This window comes from Streptomyces sp. ID05-26A, from assembly GCF_033794685.1.
GTDB lineage: Bacteria > Actinomycetota > Actinomycetes > Mycobacteriales > Pseudonocardiaceae > Lentzea.
Window position 1 is genome coordinate 1,392,181 of sequence record NZ_JARAYZ010000001.1, and the last position, 25,608, is coordinate 1,417,788.

The window sequence follows — 25,608 nt, forward strand, 5'->3', positions numbered from 1 at the left end:
GATCACGCCGCACCTCCGACAGTTCCGAGCTCACGGCCGACGCGACGCTGCTCCGAGGCGAGCTCGAAGCGCCGCACCACCTCGTAGGCGACGACGACCGACAGGACGATCGAGCCCTGCATGATGGTGACGATCTCCCTGGGCACCCCGACGTTGTCGAGCGCGAGGCCCGACTTGTCGAGGAACGCCCAGAGCAGCGCGCCGAACGCGATGCCACCGGGGTGGTTGCGGCCGAGCAGCGCGATCGCGATGCCCGAGAATCCGATGCCCGCGGTGAAGTTCAGGCTGAAGGTGTGGTCGCGGCCGAGCAGTTCCGGCAGCGAGATCAGGCCCGCGATGGCGCCCGAGATCAGCATGGAGAACAGCACCATCTTCTTGGCGCTCACGCCACCCGCCGACGCGGCGGTGGACGACTCGCCCGACGCGCGCAGCTCGAAGCCGAACCGGGTCTTGTTCATCATCACCCAGTAGCCGATGCCCAGGGCGATGGCCACGAAGATGAAGCCGAACATCGTGCCGCCGCCACCGAACGAGATACCGGGCATCCAGCCGCTCTCCGGGATCTCGGCGGTGCGGATGTTGTTGCCCCGCAGCTCACCGAACACGTCGCGGCGGATCAGGTAGGCGGACAGGCCGATGGCCAGACCGTTCATCATGATCGTCGAGATGACCTCGTTGACGCCCCGCGTCACCTTGAGGATCGCGGGGATCGCGGCCCAGGCGGCACCGGCGAGCGCGGCCACGATGATGATCACCAGCGTGTGGATGCCGGTGGGCAGCGCGATCGAGCCGCCGACGACCGCCGCGATGACGGCCGCGACGCGGTACTGGCCCTCGACACCGATGTTGAACAGGTTCATCTGGAACCCGATCGCCACCGCGAGCGCCGCGATGTAGTAGATGCCCGTCGAGTTGATGATGTCGATCAGGGTCGTGCCCTTGCCGACCTGCGTCACCATCGCGCCGAACGCGCTGAGCGGGTTCGCGCCGGAGATGACGAGCGCCACGCCGCACAACAGCAACGAGAAGACGATCGCCAACGCGGGCGGCAGGAGTTTGCCGCGCAGGTGTCCCATCAGTGCTCGCCTTCCTCAACCACCGCGGTCTCCTGGACCGCGGCGCTCGTGCTGCCCGCACCCGTCATCGCGCTGCCGAGGTCCTCGGGCGTGACGGTGTTCGGGTCGGCGTCGGCCACCAGACGGCCGCGCAGCATGACCTTGATCGTGTCCGACAGGCCGATCAGCTCGTCCAGGTCGGCCGAGATCAGCAGTACGGCGAGACCGGCGGCACGGGCGCGCTTGATCTCGTCCCAGATCAACGCCTGCGCGCCGACGTCCACACCGCGGGTCGGGTGCGACGCGATCAGCAGCACCGGGTCGCCGGACAGTTCACGGCCGACGACGAGCTTCTGCTGGTTGCCGCCCGAGAGCGCGGCCGCGGGCACGTCGATGCCGGGCGTGCGGACGTCGAAGTCCGCGACGATCCGCTCGGTGTCCTTCTTCGCGCCGTCGGTGTCGAGCCAGACGCCCTTGGCCGTCGGCCTGCGGGTCTGGTAGCCGAGGATCCGGTTGTACCAAAGTGGCTGGGTGAGCAGCAGGCCGTGGCGGTGGCGGTCCTCCGGCACGTAACCGATGCCCGCCTCGCGCCGGGCCAGCGTCCCGAGCTTGGTGATGTCCTTGTCCTGCAGCGTGATCGTGCCGCTGCCGGCCTTGCGCATGCCCATGATCGTCTCGACGAGCTCGGTCTGACCGTTGCCCTCGACGCCCGCGATGCCGACGACCTCGCCGGAACGCACGACCATGTCGACGTCGTCGAGGATCGGGCGCGAGCCGTCGGGCGTCATGAGCCTGAGGCCCTTGACGTCCAGCACGACCGTGTCGGTGACGGTGGACTCGCGGGTCTCCGGGCTGGGGAGCTCGCTGCCGACCATCATCTCGGCGAGCTGCCGGGAGCTGACGGTCTTCGGGTCGGCGCTGCCCACGGTCGTGCCGCGGCGGATCACCGTGACGGAGTCCGCGATCGCGCGGACCTCGTCGAGCTTGTGCGAGATGAACAGGAACGTGTAGCCCTGCTCCTGCATGCCGCGGACGGTGTCGAAGAGCTCGCTCACCTCCTGCGGCACGAGCACGGCGGTGGGCTCGTCCAGGATGATCACCTTGGCGCCGCGGTAGAGCACCTTGAGGATCTCGACGCGCTGGCGGTCCGCGACACCGAGCTGCTCGACGAGCACGCCGGGGTCGACGTTGAGGCCGGTCTTGCCGGAGAGCTCGATGATGCGCGCGCGGGCCTTCTTGCCGATGCCGTACATCGCCTCGGCGCCCAGGACGACGTTCTCCTGGACGGTGAGGTTGTCGGCGAGCATGAAGTGCTGGTGCACCATGCCGATACCGGCCTTGATGGCGTCCGACGGGGTGCGGAACCGCACCTGCTCGCCGTTCACCTCGATGGTGCCCTCGTCCGGCGGCTGCATGCCGTAGAGGATCTTCATCAGGGTGGACTTGCCCGCGCCGTTCTCACCGCACAGGGCGTGGACCTCGCCACGGCGGACGGTCAGGTGGACGTCGCTGTTGGCGACCACACCGGGGAATCGCTTGGTGATGCCTGTGAGCACCACCGCGGGGTGTTCGTCCGTCCCAACGGACGTGGAACTGCTCATCGTCGAGTGCTCCTCCTACCACGCACCGGGCCCTGTGAGGGCATTACCTCACAGGGCCCGGTGTGCGTGCGGCTTTCGGACTACGGCTTGTCCGCGACCTTGATCTTGCCCTCGATGATCTGGGCCTTGTAGCCCTCGAGGATGCCCTGCAGCTTCGCGTCGATCTTGCCACCCGACGTGGAGTAGCCGACACCGTTGACCTTCAGGTCGAAGACCTTCGGCAGGGACGCGATGTCGTTCTTCGCGACGGCCTTGACGAAGTCGTAGACCGCGACGTCGACACGCTTGAGCATGGACGACACGATGACGTCCTTGGTGTCGGCGACGGTCGCCTGGTTGTACTGGTCGGAGTCGACGCCGATGGCCAGCACGTTGCCCTGCTTGGCAGCCGAGAAGATGCCCTTGCCGGACGCGCCCGCGGCCTGGTAGATGACGTCGGCGCCCTTGTCGATCTGGCCCTTCGCCGCTTCCTGGCCCTTCGGGGCGTCCTGGAAGCCCGTGAAGTCACCGGCCGGGGTGATGTACTTCTTCTCGACCTGGATCTTCGGCGCGGCGGCCTTGGCACCCTGGAAGTAGCCGGCCTCGAACTTCTGGATCAGCGGGATCTCGACACCGCCGACGAAGCCCACGTGGCACTTCTTGCTCTGGTACGCGGCGATGACGCCGGCCAGGAAGGAGCCCTCCTGCTCGGCGAACAGCAGCGGGGTGACGTTCGTGGCACCCTCGACGGCCGAGTCGACCAGGCCGAACTTGACGTTCGGGAACTCCGCGGCGACGAGCTTCATCGACTCGGCGTAGGCGAAGCCGACACCGATGATCGGGCTGAAGCCCTCGGACGCCAGCTGGCGCAGACGGGTCTGCTTGGCGGACTCGTCCTCGTTCGGGGCGGCGGACAGCTCGCGCGTGTTCTCCTTCTTCACGCCCATGTCCGCGATGGCCTTGTCGAGACCGGCGGCGGCGGAGTCGTTGAACGACGCGTCGCCACGACCACCGATGTCGTAGGCCAGACCGATCTTCAGCGCGCTCGCGTCCACCTTGTCACCGTTGGCGGCGCTGGTGTTCGAGGTGGCAGGCGCGCTCGGGGCCTCGGCGAACTCGCAGGCGGCACCGGTACCGGTACCCGCGTTGTTGCTCCCGCCACCCGAGTCCTTCGCGCAGGCGGCCATAGTCATCACGCTGGTCAACGCGATCGCGGCGACCGCGACACCACGCATACGACGACGCACGGCTCGTCTCCTCCCTGAGTTTCCCTCCTCAACGACGTTGTTGAGGCCTAGAGGCGGCACCGTACCTCTTAGTAACCAACCCCGTTGCCGTCAGCACCTACAAAGACCCCTATCGGTTACGCATTCGACGCTTTGGCCGTACCAGTGGTGATCACTCGTGTTCGGGGCGTGGCGAAACGTCCCCTTCAGCCACTTCCCAGCTCTGATCTTCGTCCGGTTGGAGCAGTTCCGCTCGCCGGGAGAGGTGCGGTTCGAAGTTGGACGAAATTTCGGCGGGCGACGTTGAACCGTTCGCGGGCCGCGAGACGTGTGAAGGGTGGCAAGTGCCCTTGCCGACGACGACGGCCCGGAGCCATGGCGGAGGTCCGGGCCGTCGTCCTTTTGTGGCGCAGACCGCATTTCGGTATCGATAAAGACCGCTTGGCCGATCGACAGCGTGTCTCATCGATCACAGAGCGGGTGCGCCTGCTGGGAGTGTTCCAACGTGCGGGACTAGGATTTTCCGGTCATGGTCGGGCAGAACTGTTCGCCGACCACCACCACTGACGTTGGAGGCCGCGGCGCATGACCAGCGCAGGCGCACCCGAGCGGTCGGGCACCACCCGAGGGGGTGGGACGCTCTACCGCGGTGATCTGGGCATGTGGTCCTGGGTCGCCCACCGGATCACCGGTGTCCTCACGTTCTTCTTCCTCTTCACCCATGTGCTCGACACCGCACTCGTGCGGGTGTCCCCGAACGCCTACGACGCGGTGATCGAGACCTACAAGAACCCGGTCGTCAACCTCTTCGAGGTCGGCCTCGTCGGCGCGGTGCTCTACCACGCGCTCAACGGCATCCGGGTCATGCTGGTCGACTTCTGGGAGAAGGGCGCCAAGTACCAGCGCGTCATGCTCTGGACCGTGCTCGGCGTGTGGATCGCCGTCATGATCCCGGGCGCCTACTTCATGCTGGTGCGCACGATCTCCGAGCTGGTTGGGGGCCACTGACCATGTCGCTCGCACTCGACAAGCCCCGTTCGCCGCGCCGCCCTGCGGCCCGCCGCGGCAACGGCGAGCTCTACAGCTGGCTGTTCATGCGCCTGTCCGGGCTGCTGCTCGTGATCCTGGTGCTGGGCCACCTGTTCATCATGAACATCCTCGACGGTGGCATCCACCGCATCAACTTCGGTTTCGTCGCCGGCCGCTGGGCGTCCCCGTTCTGGCAGTTCTGGGACCTCGCGATGCTCTGGCTCGCGCAGATCCACGGCGGCAACGGCGTGCGGACGGTCATCAACGACTACGCCCGCAAGGACTCCACCCGGTTCTGGTTGAAGATGCTGCTCTACGTGTCGATGGTCCTGATCGTCTCGCTCGGCACGTTCGTGATCTTCACCTTCGACCCGAACATCTCGAACTGACCCGCGCGGGGAGCCCACCACAATGCAGTTCCACAAGTACGACGTGATCATCATCGGCGCTGGTGGTGCCGGAATGCGCGCGGCGATCGAGTCCGGCCAGCGCGCCCGCACCGCGGTGCTCACCAAGCTCTACCCCACGCGTTCGCACACCGGCGCGGCTCAGGGCGGCATGTGCGCCGCCCTCGCCAACGTCGAGGAGGACAACTGGGAGTGGCACACCTTCGACACGATCAAGGGCGGCGACTACCTGGTCGACCAGGACGCCGCCGAGATCATGGCGAAGGAGGCGATCGACGCCGTTCTCGACCTCGAGAAGATGGGCCTGCCGTTCAACCGCACGCCCGAGGGCAAGATCGACCAGCGCCGGTTCGGCGGCCACACGCGCAACCACGGTGAAGCCGCCGTGCGCCGCGCCTGCTACGCCGCGGACCGCACCGGCCACATGATCCTGCAGACGCTCTACCAGAACTGCGTCAAGCACGGCATCGAGTTCTTCAACGAGTTCTACGTGCTCGACATCTGCCTGACCGAGACGGAGAACGGCCCGGTCTGCACCGGCGCCGTCGCCTACGAGCTCGCGACCGGCGAGATCCACGTCTTCCAGGCCAAGTCCGTCGTGTTCGCGACCGGCGGTTTCGGCAAGGTCTTCAAGACCACGTCGAACGCCCACACGCTGACCGGCGACGGCATGGGCATCGTCTTCCGCAAGGGCCTGCCCCTGGAGGACATGGAGTTCTACCAGTTCCACCCGACCGGCCTGGCCGGCCTCGGCATCCTGCTGACCGAGGGCGCACGAGGCGAGGGCGCGATCCTGCGCAACGCCTCGGGTGAGCGGTTCATGGAGCGCTACGCCCCGACCATCAAGGACCTGGCGCCGCGCGACATCGTGGCCCGTTCGATGGCCCTCGAGGTGCTGGAAGGCCGCGGCGCCGGTCCGAACAAGGACTACGTGCTGCTGGACTGCACGCACCTCGGTGCCGAGGTCCTCGAGACGAAGCTCCCGGACATCACCGAGTTCGCGCGGACCTACCTGGCCGTCGACCCGGTCGTCGAGCCCGTCCCGGTGTACCCGACCGCGCACTACGCGATGGGTGGCATCCCGACGAACATCCACGGCGAAGTGCTGCGGGACAACGACAACATCGTCCCGGGCCTCTACGCCGCCGGTGAGTGCGCCTGCGTGTCCGTGCACGGCGCGAACCGCCTCGGCACGAACTCGCTGCTGGACATCAACGTCTTCGGCCGCCGCGCCGGCATCGCCGCCGCGGACTACGCGAACTCCCGCGAGTCGCACGTCGAGCTGCCGGAGAACCCGGCCGCGAACGTCGAGGCGCAGGTGGCGCTGGCCCTGTCGGAGCACGGCCAGGAGCGCGTCGCGGACATCCGCACCGAACTGCAGGCCACCATGGACGCCAACGCGTCCGTGTACCGCACCGAGGACACGCTGAAGACGGCACTGCACGACGTGCAGGCGCTGAAGGAGCGTTACGCCCACATCTCCGTGCAGGACAAGGGCAAGCGCTTCAACACGGACCTGCTGGAGGCCGTCGAGCTCGGCTTCCTGCTGGAACTGGCCGAGGTGCTCGTCCACGGCGCGTTGCAGCGCAAGGAGTCCCGCGGCGGCCACGCCCGCGAGGACTACCCGAACCGCGACGACACGAACTTCATGCGTCACAGCATGTTCTACAAGCAGGGCGACGGTCTCTCCGCGGACATCCGCATGGACTTCAAGCCCGTGACCTTTACCCGGTACAAGCCGATGGAGCGCAAGTACTGATGACCGCCACCGCTGAAACTGTTTCCGGCTCGCGCGGCTCGCAGCCCCCGGTTCCGGACGGCGCTGTCACGGTCACCGTGAAGATCCGCCGGTTCAACCCGGAGATCGACGACGAGCCGCGCTGGGACTCGTTCGACATCCCGGCGCTCCCGTCGGACCGCGTGCTGAACCTGCTGCACCACATCAAGTGGTACGTGGACGGGACGCTGACCTTCCGGCGTTCGTGCGCGCACGGCATCTGTGGTTCGGACGCCATGCGCATCAACGGCGTCAACCGCCTCGCCTGCAAGGTGTTGTTGAAGGACCTGCTCGAGAAGGGCGACAAGCACACCACGATCACCATCGAGCCCATCAAGGGCCTGCCGGTGAACAAGGACCTGCTCGTCGACATGGAGCCGTTCTTCGAGGCTTTCCGTGCGGTCAAGCCGTACCTCGTGACCTACGGCAACGAGCCGACCCGTGAGCGGATTCAGTCTGTCGCCGACCGTGAGCGGTTCGATGACACGACCAAGTGCATCCTGTGCGCCTGCTGCACGACGTCCTGCCCGGTTTACTGGACCGAGGGCTCGTACTTCGGGCCTGCTGCGATCGTGAACGCGCACCGGTTCATCTTCGACTCCCGCGATGAGGGGGCTGAGGAGCGGTTGGACATCTTGAACGACATCGATGGTGTTTGGCGTTGTCGGACCACGTTCAACTGCACTGATGCCTGTCCTCGTGGGATTCAGGTCACCAAGGCGATCCAGGAAGTGAAGCGGGCGTTGTTGTTCAAGCGCGTCTGACCGTTCTTGGTTGCTTCGAGGCGCCGCGTTCCCGTTGGGGGCGCGGCGCTTCGGTGTTCCGGGGTCGCTTCGCCCGAGCCGGGCGTTCCTCGCTCTCCAACACCTCTGCGCCTCAGGTCACCTCCACCACGTGCACCGGCGGCCGGGGCCTCGCCGCAGCCGCCCTGTGCGCCGCCTTGAGCTCGCGTGCCACCGCCTCCGGGTGGTCGCGCAGGCGCGTGGGCAGCGTTTGCACCACGAGGATCCCCGCTGCCGCGTAGCGGCTGTTGCGGGCGAGGGTGCGTTCGTAGTCGCGTGGGCTGTAGTGGAAGGCCTTCGAGTCGATCTCCCAGGCCAGGCCCACGTCGTCGTACCAGGCGTCGGGTCGGCCGATGACCACGCCATCGACGCCGCAGATCGTGGTGTTCCAGTGCGGTGTGGTGAGCCGGATCCTGCGCGACAACCGGCGGGCGTCCCGTTCTGCCACCGACTCCGCGCGGCCGAGTTCGCGCAGCACCGTGCGGACCAGCTTCGTGCCGAAGCGGTTCGTGCGGGCCTCCGCGCGCAACTCCTCAGGCGTGCAGGCGCCTCGTTGAACGGCGGCGGCCACCAGTGCCGTCGCCTCGTCCACCGAGCGCATGAGGCGGCAGGCGTCCACCACCGCGCGAGCGGCGGACACCACGGGGAAGCCGCCCACGTCGGTGGCGGCGGGGACCGGTGAGGCTCGTTCGAGAACCAGGGAGCCGCTGCCGCGCACCGAGCCCGGCACCAGCAGGTGGATCTCCGTGCCGCGGGCCGGGAGGCCGTGGCGGCGGCAGGCTTCGGCGCCCGTCACCGCCGCTCCCGGGCCCGCTCGCAGGAGGGCCGCGGTCAGCTGCTGGTCCGGGGTGGGCGGGCCGTTGTGCAGCAGCACCACACCTGGGTACATGCGCTGCCACGGCCCGCCCGAGGCGCATCTCCGCCACGGATCGGTGACACCCAGTGACTTCAGGGTGCCGGCACTGATGACGCCGAGATCGCTGCGTTCGCGCAGGTGTTCGATTCGCACGTCATCAGTGTGACGAAGAGCACCGACAGTTTCTGGCGGTCAGCGCCTGGGCTGTCGCCTGGCGCGGTCGAGCAGCATCAGGATCGAGCCGCCGACGAGCATCAGCACGCCGAGCAGCAGCGTCCACACCGGCGAGGTGCCGGTGTTGGCCAGGCGGTTGTCCTGGTGCACCGGGGGCGTGGCCGAGGTGGTGGTCACCGGCGGCGTCGTGAGCCACGGCTTCGTGGTGGTCGTCGTCACCGGTGGCGTGGTGGTGCCGGACGTCGTCGTCGAGGTCGGCGGCGTCGTGGTCGACGACGACGAGGTCGTGGTCGACGACGTCGGCTTGGTCGTGGTGGTGGACGACGTGGTGGACGTCGTCGTGTCCGTCGTGGTGGTCGTGGACTCCGTGGTGGTGGTCACCGGAGTCGTCGTGGTCGTGGACTCGGTCGTGGTGGTGGTCACCGGCGGCGTCGTCGTGGTGGTCGAGGTCGTCGTGCACGGGGTGGTGGTGGTCGTTGCCGGGGTGGTCGTGGTCGACGACGGAGGCTCTTCGCCTCGCGGCGACGGCGCGCGCCATCCCGGACGTTCTTTCGGGCACCACGCAGCGGCGCACACCTGGCCATCCCCGGAGGCCGAGGCCTCCGGGGCGGCACCGTGCAGTGAGACGACCGTCAACACTGCCCCGGCGGTGAGCACACCGATATAGGCGATACGTGACATGCCACGGATGGTGGCGCGCGGGTACAACACGTCGGGGGAAATAACGCCCATGTCACCCGCGAGTGATCACTACATCGCCCGATCAGGTCCAGAAGACGGCGACACCGACGTTCAGCACGACCAGCGACGCGGCCGTCGGCAGCAGCCAGGACGGTGCCTTCGGCTTGCTGACGTTGATCGCCACGACGGCGGCGATGGCGACGACGACCAGCAGCTTCACGCCGATCTTGATGTGGTCGTACTTCACCGCGTCGACCAGCGGGTCGATGCCGACCAGCGCGACGCCGGTCAGCAACTGCAGACCCGCGCCGTGCAGCCAGCCCTTGTTGACCGGCGCGTCCTTGCCGGCCTTCGCCTGCAACATGATCATCGCGACGAGCATGCCCATGCCGAGCAGGTGCAGGAACACCAGCAGCAGCCGTACGAAATCCACAGCGTTTCCTATCGACGTCGAGTGGCGAGGAATCCCCGCACGCCCAGCACGCCGATGACGGTGCCGAACACGAGCGAGGCGATCACGAGCACCAGGTGCACCGTGAAGAAGGCCGTAGGTCCGTCGCTGAACGAACGCGGGTCCTTCCAGATGTTCTTCAGGAACGTGGGCCAGATCACCCACGACCACACCCCGAAAGCCACCAGGAAGAGTGACATCGGGCGCGAGAGCTTCACGTTCACCAGTATCAGACGTGGCGCGTGCAAGCGGCTGAACGGGGGTGGATAGCCTGAACGTGTGCCCTTCCCAAAACGGCTCATCGTCGCCCTGGTCCTAGCAACGGCCACCGCCGCGTTCGCCGCACCGACGAGCACCGCACAGCAGGCCGCCGGCTCGGCGCAGTGCGCTAACCGCGAGACCCCGCCTCCACCGGTGGACACGTCCGAGCAGCCGGCGCCCGGCCAGAAGGCCCCGACGCCGCTCGAGGTGCCGGAGAAGCCCATCGGCGGCGACCGGCTGGGCGAGTGCGGCCTGATCCTGCCGCCGAACTCGGCGCAGCCGCCCAGCGGCATCACCGCTGCCTCGTGGATGCTCGCGGACATCGACAGTGGCGCCGTCCTCGCCGCGTACGACCCGCACGGCCGTCAGCGCCCTGCGAGCATCATGAAGGTGCTCCTCGCGATGGTCGTCGCCAAGGAACTGCGGGGCGACCTCGTCGTCACCGCCAGCGCCGAGGACACGCAGCAGGAGTGCACCTGCGTCGGCCTGAAGGACGGCGGCCAGTACACGGTCCGCCAGTTGATGCACGGTCTGCTGCTCACCTCGGGCAACGACGTGGCGCACACCCTGGCCCGTCAGCTCGGCGGCGTGCCGAACGCCCTGCGCAAGATGAACGCCATGGCCAAGGAGCTCGGCGCCCTCGACACCCGCGCCGTGACCCCGTCGGGCCTCGACGGCCCCGGCACCAGCACGTCGGCCTACGACGTCGGCCTGATCTTCCGCGGCGCGATGAAGTACGAGGAGTTCGCGCAGGCCATCAAGCTGCCGCAGTCGCAGTTCCCCGGCCGCAACGGCGGCACGATCGTGCTGCAGAACGACAACCGCCAGCTCACGAACTACCAGGGCGCGCTCGGCGGGAAGACCGGCTTCACGGACGACTCGCAGCACACCTACGTGGGCGCGGCCGAACGCAACGGCCGCCGCCTCGTCGTGGTGCTGCTGCGCGGCCAGCAGACGCCCACGCGCATCGACAACCAGGCCGGCAAGCTCCTCGACTACGGCTTCGCCATGGGCCCCGGCGGTGTCGGCAAGCTCGTCGACGGCGCGCCGCAGCCCAAGCAGAACGTCGTCCCCACCCAGAGCACCAACAGCAACTCCCCGGACGTGGCGGCCGACGCGGAGACGGGCCGCCCGACGCCCACCGCGTTCGGCACCGTCGGCCTCCCGATCACGGCGGTCGCGGTTCTCGGCCTGCTGGCCGGCCTCGTGCTGGTCGTCCGCAACAAGCGGGCCAAGGCGGCCAGGGCACGCCGCCAGGCCGCGCAGCAGGCGGCTCAGAGCTTCTGAGGCACCAACGACGACGGCCCCGGCGCACGCGCGCCGGGGCCGTTCTTCGTCTTGCGGGCTACTTGCGGCGCCACCGCAGTCCGAGGACCGCACCGAGCACCGCGCCGGCGCCGATCATCAGCGACGGCGAGGGGCCCTGCCGCACCGACACCACGGGCTGGATCACCGCGGGCGGCGGCGCCTTCACCACCTCGGGCTCGCGGTTCTCCCGGGCCGTGGCGGTCCAGGCCGTGATGAACAGGATGAACTGCGCCACGAGGTTCGCGAACACCAGCACACCGATCACCGACCCGAACGCGGCCGAGGTCGGCGACTTCGTCGTGAACGACAGGAAGATCGTGGCGGCCTGCTTGAGCACCTCGAAGCCGATCGCACCCGCCAGCGCGCCGCGCACCGCGCTCTTCCACCCCACGGGCTTGCGCGGCAGCCGCGAGAGCACCCACAGGAAGACCATCCAGTTCGCCAGCAGCGACAGCAGGATCGTGCCGATGCGCAGCAGGACGTGCGCCCAGCCGGCCTCGGCCAGGCCCATCCACTCCAGCACCTGCTCGGCGAAGCCGGTGCCCAGCGCCGTGATGCCGAACGACAGCACGATCGCGAGGCCCAGGCCGAGCAACGACAGCAGGTCACGCCACAGCGTGCCGAGGAACGGCAACTCCCCCTTGGCCTGACCCCACTGCGCGGTCAGGGCGTCGCGGAGGTTGCTCATCCAGCCGAGACCGGAGTAGGCGGCACCGAGCAGACCGATGATGCCGACGGTGCCCTTGGACTCCAGGGCGGTGTCCACGGCCTCGTTGATCTGGGTGCGCAGCTGCGGATCGGGCACTGCCTCCGCGATGCTGCTGCGCAGCGAGGCCAGCAGGTCCGGCTGCGACTGCAACACGAAACCGGCGACCGCGAACCCGATCATCAGGATCGGCACGAGCGAGAGCACGCTGAAGTACGTGACCGCAGCGGCGTGCTGGGTTCCGTACCGCTGGTCGAACCGCTCGTATGCGCGAATGATGTGGTCGAGCCACGCGTACTTCTGCCGCCACTTGTCCACGCACAAGACGCTAGTGCACTTGCACTACTCGGGCAGGACAAAGCCGATCTTGTCGTACGTACGGCGCAACGTGCCGGCGGCGACCTCGCGGGCGCGCTCGGCACCGGAGGCCAGGATCTTGTCCAGCGACGCCACGTCGTCGAGGTACATCCGGACGCGTTCCTGCACCGGCGTGACCCACTCCGTGAAGACCTCGCCGAGGTCCTTCTTCAGATCGCCGTAGCCCTTGCCGTCGTAGTCGGCGACCAGCGACTCGACCGTGCGGCCCGTCAGCGCCGAGTAGATCGTCAGCAGGTTGGAGACGCCCGGCTTGTTCTCGACGTCGAAGACGATCTCGCGGCCGGTGTCGGTGACCGCGGACCGGATCTTCTTCGCCGAGCGCTTCGGGTCCTCCAGAAGCTCGACGACGCCACCGGGCACCGACTTGCTCATCTTCGCCGTCGGTTCCTGCAGGTCGAAGATCTTGGCCGTGTCCTTGACGATGTACGCCTCCGGCAGGCGGAACGTCTTGCCGTAGCGCGAGTTGAAGCGCGTCGCCAGGTCGCGGGTCAGCTCCAGGTGCTGGCGCTGGTCCTCACCGACCGGCACGTAGTGCGCCTGGTACAGCAGGATGTCCGCGGCCTGCAGGATCGGGTACGTGAACAGGCCGACGCCGACGGACTGCTCCTGGCGTGCGGACTTGTCCTTGAACTGCGTCATCCGCGCCGCCTCGCCGAAGCCGGTCATGCACTGCATGACCCAGCCGAGCTGGGCGTGCTCCGGGACGTGCGACTGCACGAACAGGGTCGCCCGATCCGGGTCGATCCCCAGCGCGAGCAGCTGCGCGGCCGAGACGCGCGTGTTCTGCCGCAGTTCCTTCGGGTTCTGCTCCACGGTGATCGCGTGCAGGTCGACGACGCAGTAGAACGCGTCGTGCGCCTCCTGCAGGGCCACCCACTGCCGCACCGCACCCAGGTAGTTGCCGAGGTGGAACGACCCGGCCGTCGGCTGGATGCCGGACAGGACGCGGGGGCGCTTTACGGGCTCTGCAGGCGCGTTCTCCGTGGACACGGACGAAATCTTCTCAGAACCGGGCAGATCAGTTCTGCGCGGTGTCCTGCTGAACCAGGTCGATGCGCTGGTTCGCCGCGATGACCGGAGCGGGCTTACGCCTCTTGACCAGGCCGTACACCATGCCGCCGACGCCCGCGGTGACCGCGATCAGTCCGACGGGACCAGCAGCGGTGCCGGTCATGCTGCTTTCGACCGCAGCGCTCAGAACCAGACTCATGCCGTGCACTTGCCGAGCCTCCCCAAGGCACAGACTCACCCCGGAACGGGTGAACCTTGCTGACTGATTGGCCGCCAAGCTACCGATGGCCGGTAGCGTTCATGCGCCGAATCAGACTATCGGTCACGGATGATCGGATCGCACTCGCCCATATGTAGTAGTCCGCTGACGCGCGTTACGCCCTGCTAGTGATGCCAGGGTTTCAAGCTCACTCACAGTGCGCGCCGATCCGTGCTCGGACCCTGCCATGCGGCTGATGGTCTCCTCCATCAACGTGCCGCCGATGTCGTTCGCACCGCCGTTGAGGATCTCCGCGGTGCCCTCGTCGCCGAGCTTCACCCAGGAGCACTGGATGTTGTCCACGCGTCCGTGCAGCGCCAACCGTGCGAACGCGTGCACGGCGCGGTTGTCGCGGCGGCTGGGACCCGGACGGGCCACTCCCGCCAGGTAGATCGGGGCGTTGCGGTGCACGAACGGCAGCGCGACGAACTCGGTCAGCCCGCCGGTCCGGTCCTGCAGGTTCGCGAGCACCCGGAAGTGCGTGAGCCAGTGGCCGGGGTGGTCGACGTGGCCGTACATCATCGTCGACGACGAACGAATGCCCAGCTCATGAGCCGTGCCGACGACGTCGAGCCAGGTCGCGGTCGGCAGCTTGCCCTTGGTCAGCACCCAGCGGACGTCGTCGTCGAGGATCTCGGCCGCCGTACCGGGAATCGTGTCGAGGCCGGCTTCCTTCAGTTCCGTGAGCCACTCACGGACGCTCACGCCCGCCTTCGCCGCGGCGGAGACGATCTCCATCGGGCTGAACGCGTGGACGTGCATCCCGGGCACGCGCTTCTTGATCGCGCGCACGACGTCGGCGTAGTAGGTCACCGGCAGCTTGGGGTCGATGCCGCCCTGCATGCAGACCTCGGTGGCGCCGTCGTCCCACGCCTCCTGCGCGCGGTCGGCGACGTCCTCGGTCGAGAGCCGGAAGGCGTCCGCGTCGCGCTCGCGCTGGGCGAAAGCGCAGAAGCGGCAACCGACGTAGCAGACGTTGGAGAAGTTGATGTTCCGGTTGACCACGTACGTGACGTCGTCGCCCACCACCTCGCGCCGCAGTTCGTCGGCGAGGTGGACCATCTCCTCCAGCGCGTCGCCGTCGGCCGTCAGCAAGGCCATCGCGGCTTCGGTGTCGCCGAGCAACGCGCCCGGGTCGTTCGCCGCGATCTTCAGTCCACGTTGGACGTCTTCGGAGAGTCGTTGCGGGGCAACGGGAATCTTCAGTTCGTCCCAGTCGCCGTAGACCTCGTCGAAGTCACCGCGGCGGTCGCTCGTGCGGCCCTCGGTGTCGATCGCGGTGTTGAGGTCCGCGCGGCCGAACGTGTCGAGCCCGCCGTCGGGTTCCTGCCACTCGCGGCCGACCACGGCGGCGTCCGGGTTCGCGAGGCCGTTCTCCAGCGCCAGCGCGGAAAGGTGCGCGGTGAGGCGGGTGTCGATCCACTGCCCCGCCGCCGCGCGGACGTAGCGCGGGTAGACGTTCAGCCTCTCCTGCAAGGAGAAACCGGCCTGAGCGGTGATCTCCGAGAGCTGCTCCACCTGGGGCCACGGCTTCTCGGGGTTCACGTGGTCGGGCGTGATCGGCGAGACGCCGCCCCAGTCGTCGACGCCCGCGCGCAGCATGAGGCCGAACTCGCCGCCGACGAGGTTCGGCGGTGCCTGCACGCTCACGGTCGACGGCATCACAAGGCGCGCAACGGCGATCGTCGCCGCGAGCTCGGTCAGGTCGGCGTCGGGCATGCCGCGCATCGCCGTGTCCGGCTTGGCGCGGAAGTTCTGGATGATGACTTCCTGGATGTGCCCGTACTGCTTCGCGACTTGACGCATCGCGAGCAGCGACTCGGCGCGCTCGGCGATCGTCTCCCCGATGCCGATGAGGATTCCGGTGGTGAACGGGACGTTCACGCGGCCGGCGTCGGTCAGCACCCGCAGGCGGACGGCGGGGTCCTTGTCGGGACTGCCGTAGTGCGGGCCGCCCTTCTCGCTCCACAGCCGCTCGGCCGTGGTCTCCAGCATCATGCCCATGCTGGACGCGACGGGCCGCAGCCGCGTCAGCTCCTCCCAGCTCAGCACACCGGGGTTGAGGTGCGGCAGCAGCCCGGTCTCCTCCAGCACCGCGATGGCACTGGCCCGCACGTAGTCCAAAGTGGACTCGTAACCACGCGCCTCCAGCCACTCCTTCGCGGCGGGCCAGCGCTCCTCCGGCCGGTCGCCGAGCGTGAAGAGGGCTTCCTTGCACCCCTGCGCGGCGCCGGCGCGGGCGATCTCCAGCACCTCGTCGCGTTCGAGGAACGCGGCGGGCAGCTTGTGCGGCACGGTCGCGAACGTGCAGTAGTGGCACCGATCCCGGCACAGCCTCGTCAGCGGGATGAACACCGACCGGCTGTACGTGACGATCCCGGCACGCCCCTCGGCGAGCAGGTGCGCGTCCCTCACCTTGCCCGCCGCTGTCAGCAACGAGTCCAGGTCGTCCTCGCGCGCGTGCAGCAACACGGCGGCCTCGGTCGCGTCGAGCACGGCACCGTCGGCGGCCCTGCGCAGCGCACGCCGCATGGCCGCCGCACTCGGACGGGACTGCGGTGGGGTTAGCGAGATGTCCACTGCCACGTAAACGACCTTAGGCCGCCAAAATTCCTGATCAGGTGCGACTGGCTGTGGGACATCCCACTTCAGCGCACGGCGACGAGCAGCTCCGTGTTCCGGTCGAGCGGTGTGCCGAGGGGGTTCGTCCGCGAGTGGATGTCGTTGTAGGTGATCTCCCGGCACAGGCTGGCGAGTGCCGTGTCGCTGCGATCGTCGTAGTCGACCTGATAGGGCGCATCGGCTTCGAGCAACGTCGTGAACAGCGACAACGTGCCATCGCCGTTGTCCGCCACCTCGATCACGCGGGCGTGCTGCGGGTAGTCGACGTGCGCGGCGGTGTTGATCTCCCAGAAGCTCCGTGCAGGCGTGTCGTGCCGGTGCGGGGTGATGACGTTGCGGTGTGTGTGGCCGTTGACCCACGCCAGCACGTTCGGGAATCGGTGCAGGAGGTTGAGCAACGCGTCGCCGTTCATCCTCGGGTCGAACGGGCGGCGCTTGTCCGGCAGCACGTTGCCCATCGTCGAGCTCGTGTGGTGACTGAAGAGCACGAACAGCTCGTCGGTGACGTTCTGCCGTTGCGGCAGGCCGAGCCAGTCGTAGTAGAGCGAACTGTTGCGCTTGAGGGTCTTCTCGATCCAGTTGAGCTGATGCAGCCCTATCGACCCCGTGGAGAACCCCGCGAGGTTCGTGGTGTCCATGCTGATGCCAGTGACACCGGGCGCCATCCGGAACGTGTAGAAGACGTCCACACCATCCGCGTTGGCGTCCGTGTAACCGTGTCCGCCCGACGGTAGATGCTTGCGCACGAACTCGCCGGTGTTGAACAGCCTGCGCCTCGGATCAGGCGTCACGGTGCGGACGACGCCGCTGTTGCCCGCGAGGATGGTGAGGGCCTCAGGGATCGCCGTGGGATCGTTGAACGCCCGCGCGACCTTCGCGTTCTGCACGGGGTCACCGAACCCGACGATCTTCTTGCGGCCGGTGTACCAGCCGTCGAGCAACCCGTCCGGCAGCGCGCCGACCACGCTGTCGTCGTGGTTGCCGATCGTCGAGTACCAGGGGATGTCGAGGCCGGGGCTGGTGAACTCGCGGACCGCCGCGTCGAGCAGTCCGCTGAGCTGCGGGAAGCCCTTCGCCTTGTAGTCGTCGCTGCCGCTCAGGTCCGGCTGCCAGAAGGTGCTGAGACCCGCGTTCTGCACGCCCTCGTACCTGTTGTCGCCGGTGTTCGGGGTGATGCGACCGCCATTGAGGACCGTGAGGTACCAGTCGAGCTCGACGTTCTCGTGGTTGTCGGTGTTGTCGCCGGTCGTCATAAGGAAATCGAAGGGCCTGCTCGTGAGCGGTCCTCGGCGAACGGCGTTGACCCGCCGGACGAGCGACGTCGACCCCTGCGTCGTGAGCGCCTCCTGCGGCCGGTGCGCGCTGGACCCCATGATCGGGTGCAGGTACTCGAAGCGGAGCGGGCTCTGGGCGTCGCAGATGTGCATGTCGCTGAACTGCACGAAGCTGGCCAGAGCTGTTCGCCTGGCCGCCCTGTTCGGCTTGGCCGCGATCAGGTCGCCGCGCACGACCGTCGGCCAGCCGGGACCTGCTTGGAGTCGGCGATAACCGCTGGTCCCGATCGGTGTTGCCGTGACGTCGAGCGTGGTGCCCGCGGTCGACGCAAACGCTTGGCGGTCCAGGAGTGGCACGCCGGCCGCGCCCACACCCATCGCCAGGAGGAAAGACCGCCGGTTGAACCCTGTCATGCCGCCCCCGATTCATGGATGGTGAATCGTGTTCATGTTCAGGGAGCGGCAGGGTTGAATCGAGCCGTCAGGTGGGTGACAAGAGCGATAAAGGCTGTTCGGGCTGGGTCAGTCGGAGTAGACGACGGTGACCGGGTTGATCGCCTACACCTGCTTGAGGCCCTGATACAGCTCAGCACGGTAGATGTCTCGTAGGCGTTCCAGCTTGTCCTTGGTCAGCTGACCGCCGACGTGTGCGTCGGTGCGCCACTCACGATCAACGGCACGGTTCATCTCAGTTTCCTTGCCCAGTTCCCGGAGTCGTTCACTCCAGGCCGAGAGCGCCGCAAGAACTTCTCGCGTCATGCTGCCCGCAGTGTCGGAGCAGAAGAGGTCGACAGCCGTGTAGCTGTGCTCAGCCTGGTCCGTGAGTTCAGGAATGCGGGCGACTTCGGGTATGCGCACGTGAGGAAATGCCACATAGAGCGAAAGATCATGAAGCGCGTAGTACCACTTGTTGATCGCTGTCAAGGCATCCGCTACCGCAACTTTGCGGACGTCGAACTCACGCTCCTGGCGCTCCTGCGCCCACCTGAGCTGGTCGCGCTGGAACTCACGCCGGTTGGTCAGGATCTGAGTCAGCACCGCGGCCGCCAGCGTGCCGACGATGCCCAGCACAGCCACCCACACAGAGACCATGTCGGCAGGCTAGGGCTTGGGCCAATCGAACGTGACCGTCACAGGCGCGTGATCAGACCATCGTTCCTGATAAGTGGCCGCGCGCTCGACAACCGCGCTCGTAGCCGAGCCGGCGATACCGTCGCTGGTGACCACGTAATCGATCCTCCACCCGGAATCGTTGTCGAACGCCTTCCCGCGGTACGACCACCACGAATACGGCCCAACAACATCAGGGTGCAAAGACCGCATCACGTCGTTGTACCCAGACGCGAACACAGACGTCATCCACTCCCGCTCATAAGGCAGGAACCCGGACTCCTTCTGGTTCGTCTTCCAGTTCTTCAGGTCCGCCTGCTGGTGCGCGATGTTCCAGTCACCGCAGACGACCACCTCCCGGCCCGACACAGCCGCCTTCTCCCGCAGCGACACCAGGTACGGCAGGAAGGCCGCCATGAAGCGGTCTTTCTCCTCCTGCTTCTCGGTGCCGACGTCGCCGGACGGCAGGTAGAGCGACGCGACGACGACGCCGGGCAGCTCGATCTCCACGTAGCGGCCGCTCGCCTCGAACTCCGCGGTGCCGAAGCCCACACGGACCGAGGTGGGTTCCACGCGCGAGAGGATGCCCACGCCCGCGCGGCCCTTCAACGAAGAGGGCGCGTACACGCCGTGCCAACCGGCGGGCGAGTGGACCTCAGGCGCGAGCTCGGAGGGTTCCGCGCGGACTTCCTGCAGGCACACCACATCGGCTGAAGAAGCGGCGAGCCACGACAGGTAGCCCTTCTTCGCGGCAGCGCGCAGACCGTTGACGTTGACCGTGGAGACCGTGAGCACGACGGAGGAGCCTACTGGGAGGCCAGGCCCCAGGGCTTCGGGTACTCGGCGTTGCAGCCCGCGCAGCGCGCCGTCAGGTCGAGGTAACCGACGAGGGTCGCCATCTCGTCGCGGGGCAGGGCGAGCTGGCGTTCGCCGTAGACCTCGGTGTAGAGGCCCTGCCACTCGGGGTCGCAGGAGCACTGCGCGACGCTCTTGCCCCTGCCCCACCGGAACACGTTCCGCAACATGCCCGCGAGTTTACTTGCAGGTCGAGTCGCTGGTCAGCGCGACGAACGACTGGCTGACCCAGCGGCGGTCGCTCAGCATCCGGTAGCCGTTCTCCACGCGGCCCTGGGCGTCGGACACCGCGTCGCGCGGCATCGTCGAGACGATCGGCTGCATGTCGCCCGGGCCGGAGCGGACGTTGAGGATGTCCGCCGTCACCGTGATCTTGCAGATCTCCGCCGCCTTGTCACTGCCCATCGGCTTGCCGCCGTTGACGGCGTACATCACGCCGGCGACCCCGAGCACACCGATGACGATCATTCCCCGAACCGGCACACCGAACATCTCGAACCCTCCGCACACCACAAGCCCTGGAACAGCAGATATAGCGGCTGAACGGCCTGCGTGGACGGCTCGGCGCGGTTACCACCCGCAAGAGGAACCGACCGGGTGACACACCACGAAAAAGGCCACCCCGGTGTGACCGGGGTGGCCTTCTCAGAAGCAGTCAGGCGATCAGAAGGACGCCATCTTCTTCTTGAGGTTCTCGTCGAGCGCGGCGAGGAAGTCCTCGGTCGTCAGCCACGCCTGGTCCTTGCTGATCAGCAGGGCCAGGTCCTTGGTCATCTGACCGGACTCGACGGTCTCGATCACGACCTCCTCGAGCGCCTCGGCGAAGCGGATCACCTCGGGGGTGTTGTCCAGCTTGCCGCGGTGCATGAGGCCACGGGTCCACGCGTAGATCGACGCGATGGGGTTCGTGGAGGTCGGCTTGCCGGCCTGGTGCTGGCGGAAGTGACGCGTCACGGTGCCGTGCGCGGCCTCGGCCTCGACCGTCTTGCCGTCCGGCGTCATCAGGACCGACGTCATGAGGCCGAGCGAGCCGAAGCCCTGCGCGACCGTGTCGGACTGGACGTCACCGTCGTAGTTCTTGCACGCCCAGACGTAGCCGCCCTCCCACTTCATGGCCGCTGCGACCATGTCGTCGATGAGGCGGTGCTCGTAGGTCAGGCCCTTGGCGTCGAACTCCGCCTTGAACTCGGCGTCGAACACGGCCTGGAAGATGTCCTTGAAGGCACCGTCGTAGGCCTTGAGGATCGTGTTCTTCGTCGACATGTAGACGGGGTAGCCCCGCTGCAGGCCGTAGGAGAACGAGGCGCGGGCGAAGTCCTCGATGGACTTGTTGTAGTTGTACATGCCCATCGCCACACCGCCCTCCGCCGGGAACTCGGTGACGGTGTGCTCGATCGGGTCCGAGCCGTCCTCCGGCTGGAACGTGATCGTGAGCTTGCCGGCGCCGGGCACCTTGAAGTTGGTGGCCTTGTACTGGTCACCGTGCGCGTGACGGCCGATGATGATCGGCTTCGTCCAGCCCGGGACCAGGCGCGGGACGTTCGAGATGATGATCGGCTCGCGGAAGACGACACCACCGAGGATGTTGCGGATCGTGCCGTTCGGCGAGACCCACATCTTCTTGAGGCCGAACTCCTCGACGCGCGCCTCGTCCGGCGTGATCGTGGCGCACTTGACGCCGACGCCGTGCTTCTTGATGGCGTTGGCGGCGTCGACGGTGACCTGGTCGTCGGTGGCGTCCCGGTGCTCGATGCCCAGGTCGTAGTACTCCAGAGTGACGTCCAGGTACGGGTGGATCAGCTTGTCCTTGATGAACTGCCAGATGATCCGGGTCATCTCGTCGCCGTCAAGCTCGACGACGGTGCCCTGAACCTTGATCTTGCCCATAATCCTGGGCGCTCCTCTCGCGACGATGCAAGCAGGACAAGCGTACTGGTAAACCGTCCGTCCGCGCCTGCGACCCTGGTTACACCGGTTCAGGGTTGCGGTCGGTCGACCGGCTCACGTGCTCCCACTTGTCGATTTCCGCATTCCGTGCCTGGTCTACCAGGCGCACCATATCCACCGCGTCGCTGCCCAGCAGCAGACACAGCGGCGGCTCGTCCATGGCTACCACGTCGAGCATGACCTTCGCCGCCTTGGCCGGATCACCGGGCATGTTGCCGTCGGCTCCGCGCACCATGCCCAGTAGTACCCCGACAGACGGAACGTAGTCCGGTCCGTGCTCGGTCACCACCAGAGAGCTGCCGGTCCAGTCCGTCTGCATGCCGCCGAGCTCGATCAACGTGGACCGGACGCCGAACGGCGCGCACTCGGCGGCGAGCGACTCGTTGAACCCGCGCAGTGCGAACTTCGACATCACGTACGGGCCGAGCCCGCCTCCCAGCGCCGTGTGCCCGGCGGTCGACCCGGCGTGCAGGAAGTGCCCGGACCGCTGCTCGCGCAGCACCGGCAACGCGGCACGGGTGACGTTGACGGCGCCCCAGAGGTTGACCTCCAGCTGCTCGCGGAAGTCCTCCTCCGCGCACTCCTCGATCGACGTCACGCGACCCGCGCCCGCGTTGTTCACGACGACGTCGAGCCGGCCGAACTCGCGGACGGCGGTCGCCACGGCCACACGGGCTTGACCGGCGTCACGGACGTCAAGTGCAACAGATCTGACCCGGTCGCCGTGTTGAGAGACGAGGTCGTCGAGATCGCGCGGGTCGCGGGCGGTCGCGACGAGCCGGTGCCCGGCGGCGAGAACCGCTTCGGCGGTAGCGCGTCCGATGCCGCGCGAACTGCCGGTGATGAGCCACACCTGCGCCATGTCCGTACTCCATCCGTCAGGAATCAGTTGTCCGGACATATGGAGTTCTCGTCTCAGCGCTTGATACCGAACGACTACTGTTTCCCACTGACGGGTGATCACCAGAAGGGGCGTAAGTGTCAACTGGGCCAACACATGCGATGAGTGGACTGCTCGCCTGGAGCGCTGTCACCGCACTCGCGTCAAGTCACCCGATCGGCCAGCTCTCGCCGCAGAGCTGGGCCGTTGGCGCGGTTCTCGCTACTGGAGCGGCACTTCTGCCCGACCTCGACCACCCCGGTTCGACCATCTCGCGCACGTTCGGAGCACTGAGCAGCGGGCTGTCCGCGGGCATCAACGCGTTGAGCAGCTTCGTCTACCGGACCACGCGACTGAAGAGAGATTCCAAGCGGGACGGCGGACATCGCGGTCTCACGCACACGCTCGTCTTCGCGATCTTCTCCGCCGTCTTCACCGCCGCGGTCATCCAGAACAGCCAGAAGTGGGCCCTGCCGGTGCTCATGTTCGTGTTCGCCGGTCTCGCGGTGCGCGGCATCATGAACGACTGGTGCCCCAAGCAGGACGCGTTGCTGATCACCGTGGTGTCGGCGGGCATCACCTGGGCGATGATCGCGTGGACCTCGCAGACGGACGCCTCCGCGGCGGCGTGCGGGATCGCGGTCGGCATCGGGTGCTTCGCGCACTACATCGGTGACGCGATCACCGAGCAGGGCTGCCCGATCCTGTGGCCGATCCCGATCTTCGGCAAGACCTGGTACCCGGTCGCGCCGCCGAAGATCATGCGGATGAAGACCGGTGGCGTGGTGGAGATGGCCATCGTCGGGCCGGTCGTGACGATCCTGTCGATCTGGCTGGGGCTCGCGGCGTTGCAGGGCACCGGTGCGCTGCCGTTCCTGGACTGGGTGGATCTGCTTCCCGTGTAGTTCACGCGGCGTCCACCTGCGCCACACCCGATCGGCCTAGCCTCCACGCACCCCGACCCGTCGCGTGGAGGTCCAGCCGTGTCCGAAGTAGCTCGCAGGCGCTTCCTGCAGGGAGCCGGCGTGCTCGGCGTGGCGGGTGCACTGGGGACCGGGACCGCGGCGGCTTCCCCGCGCTACCAGTGGCTTTCCGGTGACCACCACACGCACACGCAGTACTCGTACGACGGCATGTACACCGTTGAGCAGCAGATCCGCGGAGCGTTGCGGCACGGCACGGACTGGCTCGTGGTCACCGACCACGGCCACGCGTCGCACGAGGCCCACTCCGTCGAGGCGACGGCGGCCGATCTCCGTCGAGCCGCCCGGAAGTTCCCGCAACTGCTGCTGTGGCACGGGATGGAGTGGAACGTCCCCGGCGCCGAGCACGCGACGTTGTTCTTCGAGGACTGCCACGACGAGGCCGGCGTGCTGCGCGACTTCGAGCGGCAGTTCGACTGGCGGCTGAACGGCGCCGAGGCCTCGAACCCGGCGAACGAGCGCAAGGCGCTGGACGCGATCCGGTTCCTGCAGACCAAGATCCGCAACGGCACCATGAAGTCCGCGCTGGTGTTCGTGAACCACCCGATGCGCAACGGCCGGGTGGCGCCCCACGAGCTCCGGACCATGCGTGACCTGGCCCCCGACATCGTTGTCGGCATGGAGGGCGCGCCGGGAGCGCAGGGCGACGGCGACCCGTTGCGCGGTCCGGGCGGCCATCGCGGCGGCTACGCGAACAGCCCTGGTCCGAACTCGTACGCGCCCTATCCGCCCGAGGCGTACAGGACCTACGGCGGCTTCGACTGGATGACGGCGAAGGTCGGCGGAGTCTGGGACTCGCTGCTCGCCGAGGGCCTCGGCTGGTGGATCACGTCGAACTCGGACTCGCACTTCAACTCGCGCGACACGATCGTCCGCGTGCCGGAGCCGGGAGATCGGTTCGACCTCACGGGCAAGCACCTCGACCCGGTCGAGGGCACCGTGCCGCAGGTGTCGCCGCCCTACGTCGACTTCTTCCCCTGTGAATTCTCACGAACCGTCGTCGGCGCCACCCGGCGCACGCGCGGAGCAGTGATGGAGGGCCTTCGCGCAGGTCGGGCGTGGGTGACGCACGGAGGCCTGGTCGAGGACCTGCGATTCGACGTTTACGCATCCGGCGGAACGCGGACGATGGGCGGGCGGCTGCGCGTCCGCCGGGGCTCGGACGTGACGGTGCTGGTCAAGGTACGTCTGGCAACTCGCCCCAACAGCGCGGGATTCGTGCCACGATTGCGCCGTTTGGACCTCATCAAGGGCGCGGTTACCGGACGATCATCATCTGAAACGTTGGCCACGCCACATGTGAAGGTCGAGCGATCCTACGAGCCGCGCTGGCACTATGCGGTCTTCACGCACACGTTCCGCAACGTCCGGGAGCCTTTCTACCTCCGGCTGCGCGGAACCGACGGCAACCGCGGCGCTTTCGAACCGCAGGCGGACGCACCGGGAGCCGCGAACCCGTGGGAGGACCTGTGGTGCTACACCAACCCGATCTTCGTGGAGGTCAGGTGACCAGCACCTTCGTCGGCATCGACGCCGGCTATGAAAACCGCTGGGAAGCGGAGAAGATCGCGTTGGAGCTGCACGACACCGTGCTGACCACGGCCCGAACGGTCGTGGTGCACGAGGTCGACAGCCACTTCGCGATGTCCTTCCTCCTGCCCGTTCCCCCGTCCGACGCAGTGGTGAACTCACTGGTCGCGCAGGGTTTCGGCGTCTCTGTACGCGGCGCGTCCTCAGGACGCCTGGTAGGCCCGGAGGCGCTTCGAGTAGGCGCCTCCACTGCTGCTGAGGCCCACCAGTACCGCCGCGAGGGGCGCGCTCTGCGGTACCAAGGCCAACGATCGTTGCGCGGCCGTCACGGCGTGTCGGACATCCTCGCGTTCACGGCCATAGAGGCCGTTTTCCCGCGCGGCACCCACACGGTCGACACGCGCGGAAACCTCACGCCGTTCTTCCGCGACGGCAAGTTGGTGCTGGTCATCGACTAGGTTCGCGG

The 25,608-nt window shown here is 67.5% G+C and carries 27 protein-coding genes; 9 read left to right on the forward strand and 18 right to left on the reverse strand.

Translation table 11 applies throughout. The features are described from left to right. Positions 1-2 precede the first annotated feature (2 nt). From PV646_RS06730 to PV646_RS06740, 3 genes are all read right to left on the reverse strand, one after another. Positions 3-1,076 carry an ABC transporter permease gene (locus tag PV646_RS06730; protein WP_500340616.1) on the reverse strand — a complete coding sequence of 358 codons (1,074 nt, stop codon included), beginning with the start codon at positions 1,074-1,076 and terminating at the stop codon, positions 3-5. Then, entirely contained in the window at positions 1,076-2,656 is a 1,581-nt protein-coding gene (locus PV646_RS06735; RefSeq protein WP_500340617.1) for an ABC transporter ATP-binding protein, read from the reverse strand. The genes PV646_RS06730 and PV646_RS06735 overlap by 1 nt, the downstream gene beginning before the upstream one ends. Before the next feature lie 80 nt (positions 2,657-2,736). Then, complete coding sequence (locus tag PV646_RS06740) at positions 2,737-3,882, reverse strand: BMP family lipoprotein (RefSeq protein ID WP_500340618.1); 1,146 nt, start codon at positions 3,880-3,882, stop codon at positions 2,737-2,739. A gap of 564 nt (positions 3,883-4,446) precedes the next feature. Here PV646_RS06740 and sdhC point away from each other — a divergent pair. Genes sdhC through PV646_RS06760 form a run of 4 tightly spaced genes read left to right on the forward strand, consistent with a single transcriptional unit; the run spans position 4,447 to position 7,838 of the window. Next, positions 4,447-4,869 carry a succinate dehydrogenase, cytochrome b556 subunit gene (sdhC, locus tag PV646_RS06745; protein WP_112264941.1) on the forward strand — a complete coding sequence of 141 codons (423 nt, stop codon included), beginning with the start codon at positions 4,447-4,449 and terminating at the stop codon, positions 4,867-4,869. A 2-nt stretch (positions 4,870-4,871) separates the two neighbouring features. Continuing rightward, positions 4,872-5,279, forward strand: coding sequence for a succinate dehydrogenase hydrophobic membrane anchor subunit (locus PV646_RS06750; RefSeq protein ID WP_500340619.1), 408 nt, complete (start codon positions 4,872-4,874; stop codon positions 5,277-5,279). 22 nt (positions 5,280-5,301) lie between these two features. Next, the gene (gene sdhA / locus PV646_RS06755; protein ID WP_500340620.1) at positions 5,302-7,056 is read left to right on the forward strand and encodes a succinate dehydrogenase flavoprotein subunit; all 1,755 of its coding nucleotides are present in this window, start codon (positions 5,302-5,304) and stop codon (positions 7,054-7,056) included. Continuing rightward, positions 7,053-7,838 (forward strand): succinate dehydrogenase iron-sulfur subunit, encoded by a 786-nt coding sequence (locus PV646_RS06760; protein ID WP_500342298.1) that lies wholly within the window; start codon positions 7,053-7,055, stop codon positions 7,836-7,838. The genes sdhA and PV646_RS06760 overlap by 4 nt, the downstream gene beginning before the upstream one ends. 112 nt (positions 7,839-7,950) lie before the next feature. On the opposite strand, the gene PV646_RS06765 is transcribed toward PV646_RS06760, so the two are convergent. Together PV646_RS06765 and PV646_RS06770 are read right to left on the reverse strand one after the other, a co-directional pair. Further along, positions 7,951-8,865: a hypothetical protein gene (locus PV646_RS06765; protein ID WP_500340621.1), complete on the reverse strand. Its 915-nt coding sequence runs from the start codon at positions 8,863-8,865 to the stop codon at positions 7,951-7,953. Between the two features lie 39 nt (positions 8,866-8,904). Next, the gene (locus tag PV646_RS06770) at positions 8,905-9,063 is read right to left on the reverse strand and encodes an LPXTG cell wall anchor domain-containing protein (protein WP_500340622.1); all 159 of its coding nucleotides are present in this window, start codon (positions 9,061-9,063) and stop codon (positions 8,905-8,907) included. On the opposite strand from PV646_RS06770, the gene PV646_RS06775 reads away from it, so the two are divergent. Then, positions 9,044-9,553: a hypothetical protein gene (locus PV646_RS06775; RefSeq protein WP_500340623.1), complete on the forward strand. Its 510-nt coding sequence runs from the start codon at positions 9,044-9,046 to the stop codon at positions 9,551-9,553. The genes PV646_RS06770 and PV646_RS06775 overlap by 20 nt on opposite strands. A 96-nt stretch (positions 9,554-9,649) precedes the next feature. On the opposite strand, the gene PV646_RS06780 is transcribed toward PV646_RS06775, so the two are convergent. Together PV646_RS06780 and PV646_RS06785 are read right to left on the reverse strand one after the other, a co-directional pair. Further along, positions 9,650-10,000 (reverse strand): hypothetical protein, encoded by a 351-nt coding sequence (locus PV646_RS06780; RefSeq protein WP_500340624.1) that lies wholly within the window; start codon positions 9,998-10,000, stop codon positions 9,650-9,652. An 8-nt stretch (positions 10,001-10,008) separates the two neighbouring features. Beyond that, complete coding sequence (locus tag PV646_RS06785) at positions 10,009-10,236, reverse strand: SCO4848 family membrane protein (RefSeq protein ID WP_030478462.1); 228 nt, start codon at positions 10,234-10,236, stop codon at positions 10,009-10,011. A gap of 61 nt (positions 10,237-10,297) precedes the next feature. Between PV646_RS06785 and PV646_RS06790 the strand changes: the two genes are divergently transcribed. After that, entirely contained in the window at positions 10,298-11,566 is a 1,269-nt protein-coding gene (locus PV646_RS06790) for a D-alanyl-D-alanine carboxypeptidase family protein (RefSeq protein ID WP_500340625.1), read from the forward strand. A gap of 58 nt (positions 11,567-11,624) precedes the next feature. Here the strand turns inward: PV646_RS06790 and yhjD are convergent, their stop codons facing one another. From yhjD to PV646_RS06845, 11 genes are all read right to left on the reverse strand, one after another. Continuing rightward, entirely contained in the window at positions 11,625-12,611 is a 987-nt protein-coding gene (gene yhjD, locus PV646_RS06795) for an inner membrane protein YhjD (RefSeq protein WP_500340626.1), read from the reverse strand. A 24-nt stretch (positions 12,612-12,635) separates the two neighbouring features. Continuing rightward, entirely contained in the window at positions 12,636-13,661 is a 1,026-nt protein-coding gene (gene trpS, locus PV646_RS06800) for a tryptophan--tRNA ligase (protein WP_500340627.1), read from the reverse strand. 28 nt (positions 13,662-13,689) lie between these two features. Continuing rightward, positions 13,690-13,881 (reverse strand): hypothetical protein, encoded by a 192-nt coding sequence (locus PV646_RS06805; protein WP_500340628.1) that lies wholly within the window; start codon positions 13,879-13,881, stop codon positions 13,690-13,692. A gap of 123 nt (positions 13,882-14,004) precedes the next feature. After that, positions 14,005-16,527, reverse strand: coding sequence for a bifunctional FO biosynthesis protein CofGH (locus PV646_RS06810; protein WP_500340629.1), 2,523 nt, complete (start codon positions 16,525-16,527; stop codon positions 14,005-14,007). Positions 16,528-16,589: 62 nt separating this feature from the next. Then, a complete protein-coding gene (locus tag PV646_RS06815) occupies positions 16,590-18,215 on the reverse strand; it encodes a TIGR03767 family metallophosphoesterase (RefSeq protein WP_500340630.1) in 1,626 nt (541 codons plus the stop codon). 180 nt (positions 18,216-18,395) lie between these two features. Beyond that, positions 18,396-18,929 (reverse strand): hypothetical protein, encoded by a 534-nt coding sequence (locus tag PV646_RS06820; protein WP_500340631.1) that lies wholly within the window; start codon positions 18,927-18,929, stop codon positions 18,396-18,398. Between the two features lie 9 nt (positions 18,930-18,938). Then, positions 18,939-19,742: an exodeoxyribonuclease III gene (locus PV646_RS06825; protein ID WP_500340632.1), complete on the reverse strand. Its 804-nt coding sequence runs from the start codon at positions 19,740-19,742 to the stop codon at positions 18,939-18,941. Positions 19,743-19,753: 11 nt separating this feature from the next. Further along, positions 19,754-19,972, reverse strand: a complete 219-nt coding sequence (locus PV646_RS06830; protein WP_500340633.1) for a hypothetical protein — start codon at positions 19,970-19,972, stop codon at positions 19,754-19,756. A 10-nt stretch (positions 19,973-19,982) separates the two neighbouring features. Beyond that, on the reverse strand, positions 19,983-20,285 hold the full coding sequence (locus PV646_RS06835) for an SH3 domain-containing protein (RefSeq protein ID WP_500340634.1): 303 nt from the start codon (positions 20,283-20,285) through the stop codon (positions 19,983-19,985). Positions 20,286-20,465: 180 nt separating this feature from the next. Then, complete coding sequence (locus PV646_RS06840; protein WP_191298294.1) at positions 20,466-21,689, reverse strand: NADP-dependent isocitrate dehydrogenase; 1,224 nt, start codon at positions 21,687-21,689, stop codon at positions 20,466-20,468. Positions 21,690-21,768: 79 nt separating this feature from the next. Next, complete coding sequence (locus tag PV646_RS06845; RefSeq protein WP_500340635.1) at positions 21,769-22,611, reverse strand: SDR family NAD(P)-dependent oxidoreductase; 843 nt, start codon at positions 22,609-22,611, stop codon at positions 21,769-21,771. 116 nt (positions 22,612-22,727) lie between these two features. Here PV646_RS06845 and PV646_RS06850 point away from each other — a divergent pair, with 116 nt between their 5' ends. The 3 genes from PV646_RS06850 (at position 22,728) to PV646_RS06860 (ending at position 25,600) form a co-directional block, all read left to right on the forward strand. Continuing rightward, complete coding sequence (locus PV646_RS06850) at positions 22,728-23,534, forward strand: metal-dependent hydrolase (protein WP_500340636.1); 807 nt, start codon at positions 22,728-22,730, stop codon at positions 23,532-23,534. A 78-nt stretch (positions 23,535-23,612) separates the two neighbouring features. Then, complete coding sequence (locus PV646_RS06855) at positions 23,613-25,121, forward strand: PHP domain-containing protein (protein ID WP_500340637.1); 1,509 nt, start codon at positions 23,613-23,615, stop codon at positions 25,119-25,121. Continuing rightward, the gene (locus tag PV646_RS06860) at positions 25,118-25,600 is read left to right on the forward strand and encodes a hypothetical protein (RefSeq protein WP_500340638.1); all 483 of its coding nucleotides are present in this window, start codon (positions 25,118-25,120) and stop codon (positions 25,598-25,600) included. Before PV646_RS06855 ends, PV646_RS06860 begins: the two co-directional genes overlap by 4 nt. Positions 25,601-25,608 lie beyond the last annotated feature (8 nt).

Excerpts from the sequence above, each read along its gene's own strand:
- PV646_RS06845 (WP_500340635.1), bottom strand. The coding sequence starts at position 22,611 with ATGGCGCAGGTGTGGCTCATCACCGGCAGTTCGCGCGGCATCGGACGC.
- PV646_RS06830 (WP_500340633.1), bottom strand. The coding sequence starts at position 19,972 with ATGTTGCGGAACGTGTTCCGGTGGGGCAGGGGCAAGAGCGTCGCGCAG.
- PV646_RS06735 (WP_500340617.1), bottom strand. The coding sequence starts at position 2,656 with ATGAGCAGTTCCACGTCCGTTGGGACGGACGAACACCCCGCGGTGGTG.
- PV646_RS06730 (WP_500340616.1), bottom strand. The coding sequence starts at position 1,076 with ATGGGACACCTGCGCGGCAAACTCCTGCCGCCCGCGTTGGCGATCGTC.
- PV646_RS06750 (WP_500340619.1), top strand. The coding sequence starts at position 4,872 with ATGTCGCTCGCACTCGACAAGCCCCGTTCGCCGCGCCGCCCTGCGGCC.
- PV646_RS06820 (WP_500340631.1), bottom strand. The coding sequence starts at position 18,929 with ATGGTCTCTGTGTGGGTGGCTGTGCTGGGCATCGTCGGCACGCTGGCG.
- PV646_RS06805 (WP_500340628.1), bottom strand. The coding sequence starts at position 13,881 with ATGAGTCTGGTTCTGAGCGCTGCGGTCGAAAGCAGCATGACCGGCACC.
- PV646_RS06815 (WP_500340630.1), bottom strand. The coding sequence starts at position 18,215 with ATGGGTGTGGGCGCGGCCGGCGTGCCACTCCTGGACCGCCAAGCGTTT.
- sdhC (WP_112264941.1), top strand. The coding sequence starts at position 4,447 with ATGACCAGCGCAGGCGCACCCGAGCGGTCGGGCACCACCCGAGGGGGT.
- PV646_RS06840 (WP_191298294.1), bottom strand. The coding sequence starts at position 21,689 with ATGGGCAAGATCAAGGTTCAGGGCACCGTCGTCGAGCTTGACGGCGAC.
- sdhA (WP_500340620.1), top strand. The coding sequence starts at position 5,302 with ATGCAGTTCCACAAGTACGACGTGATCATCATCGGCGCTGGTGGTGCC.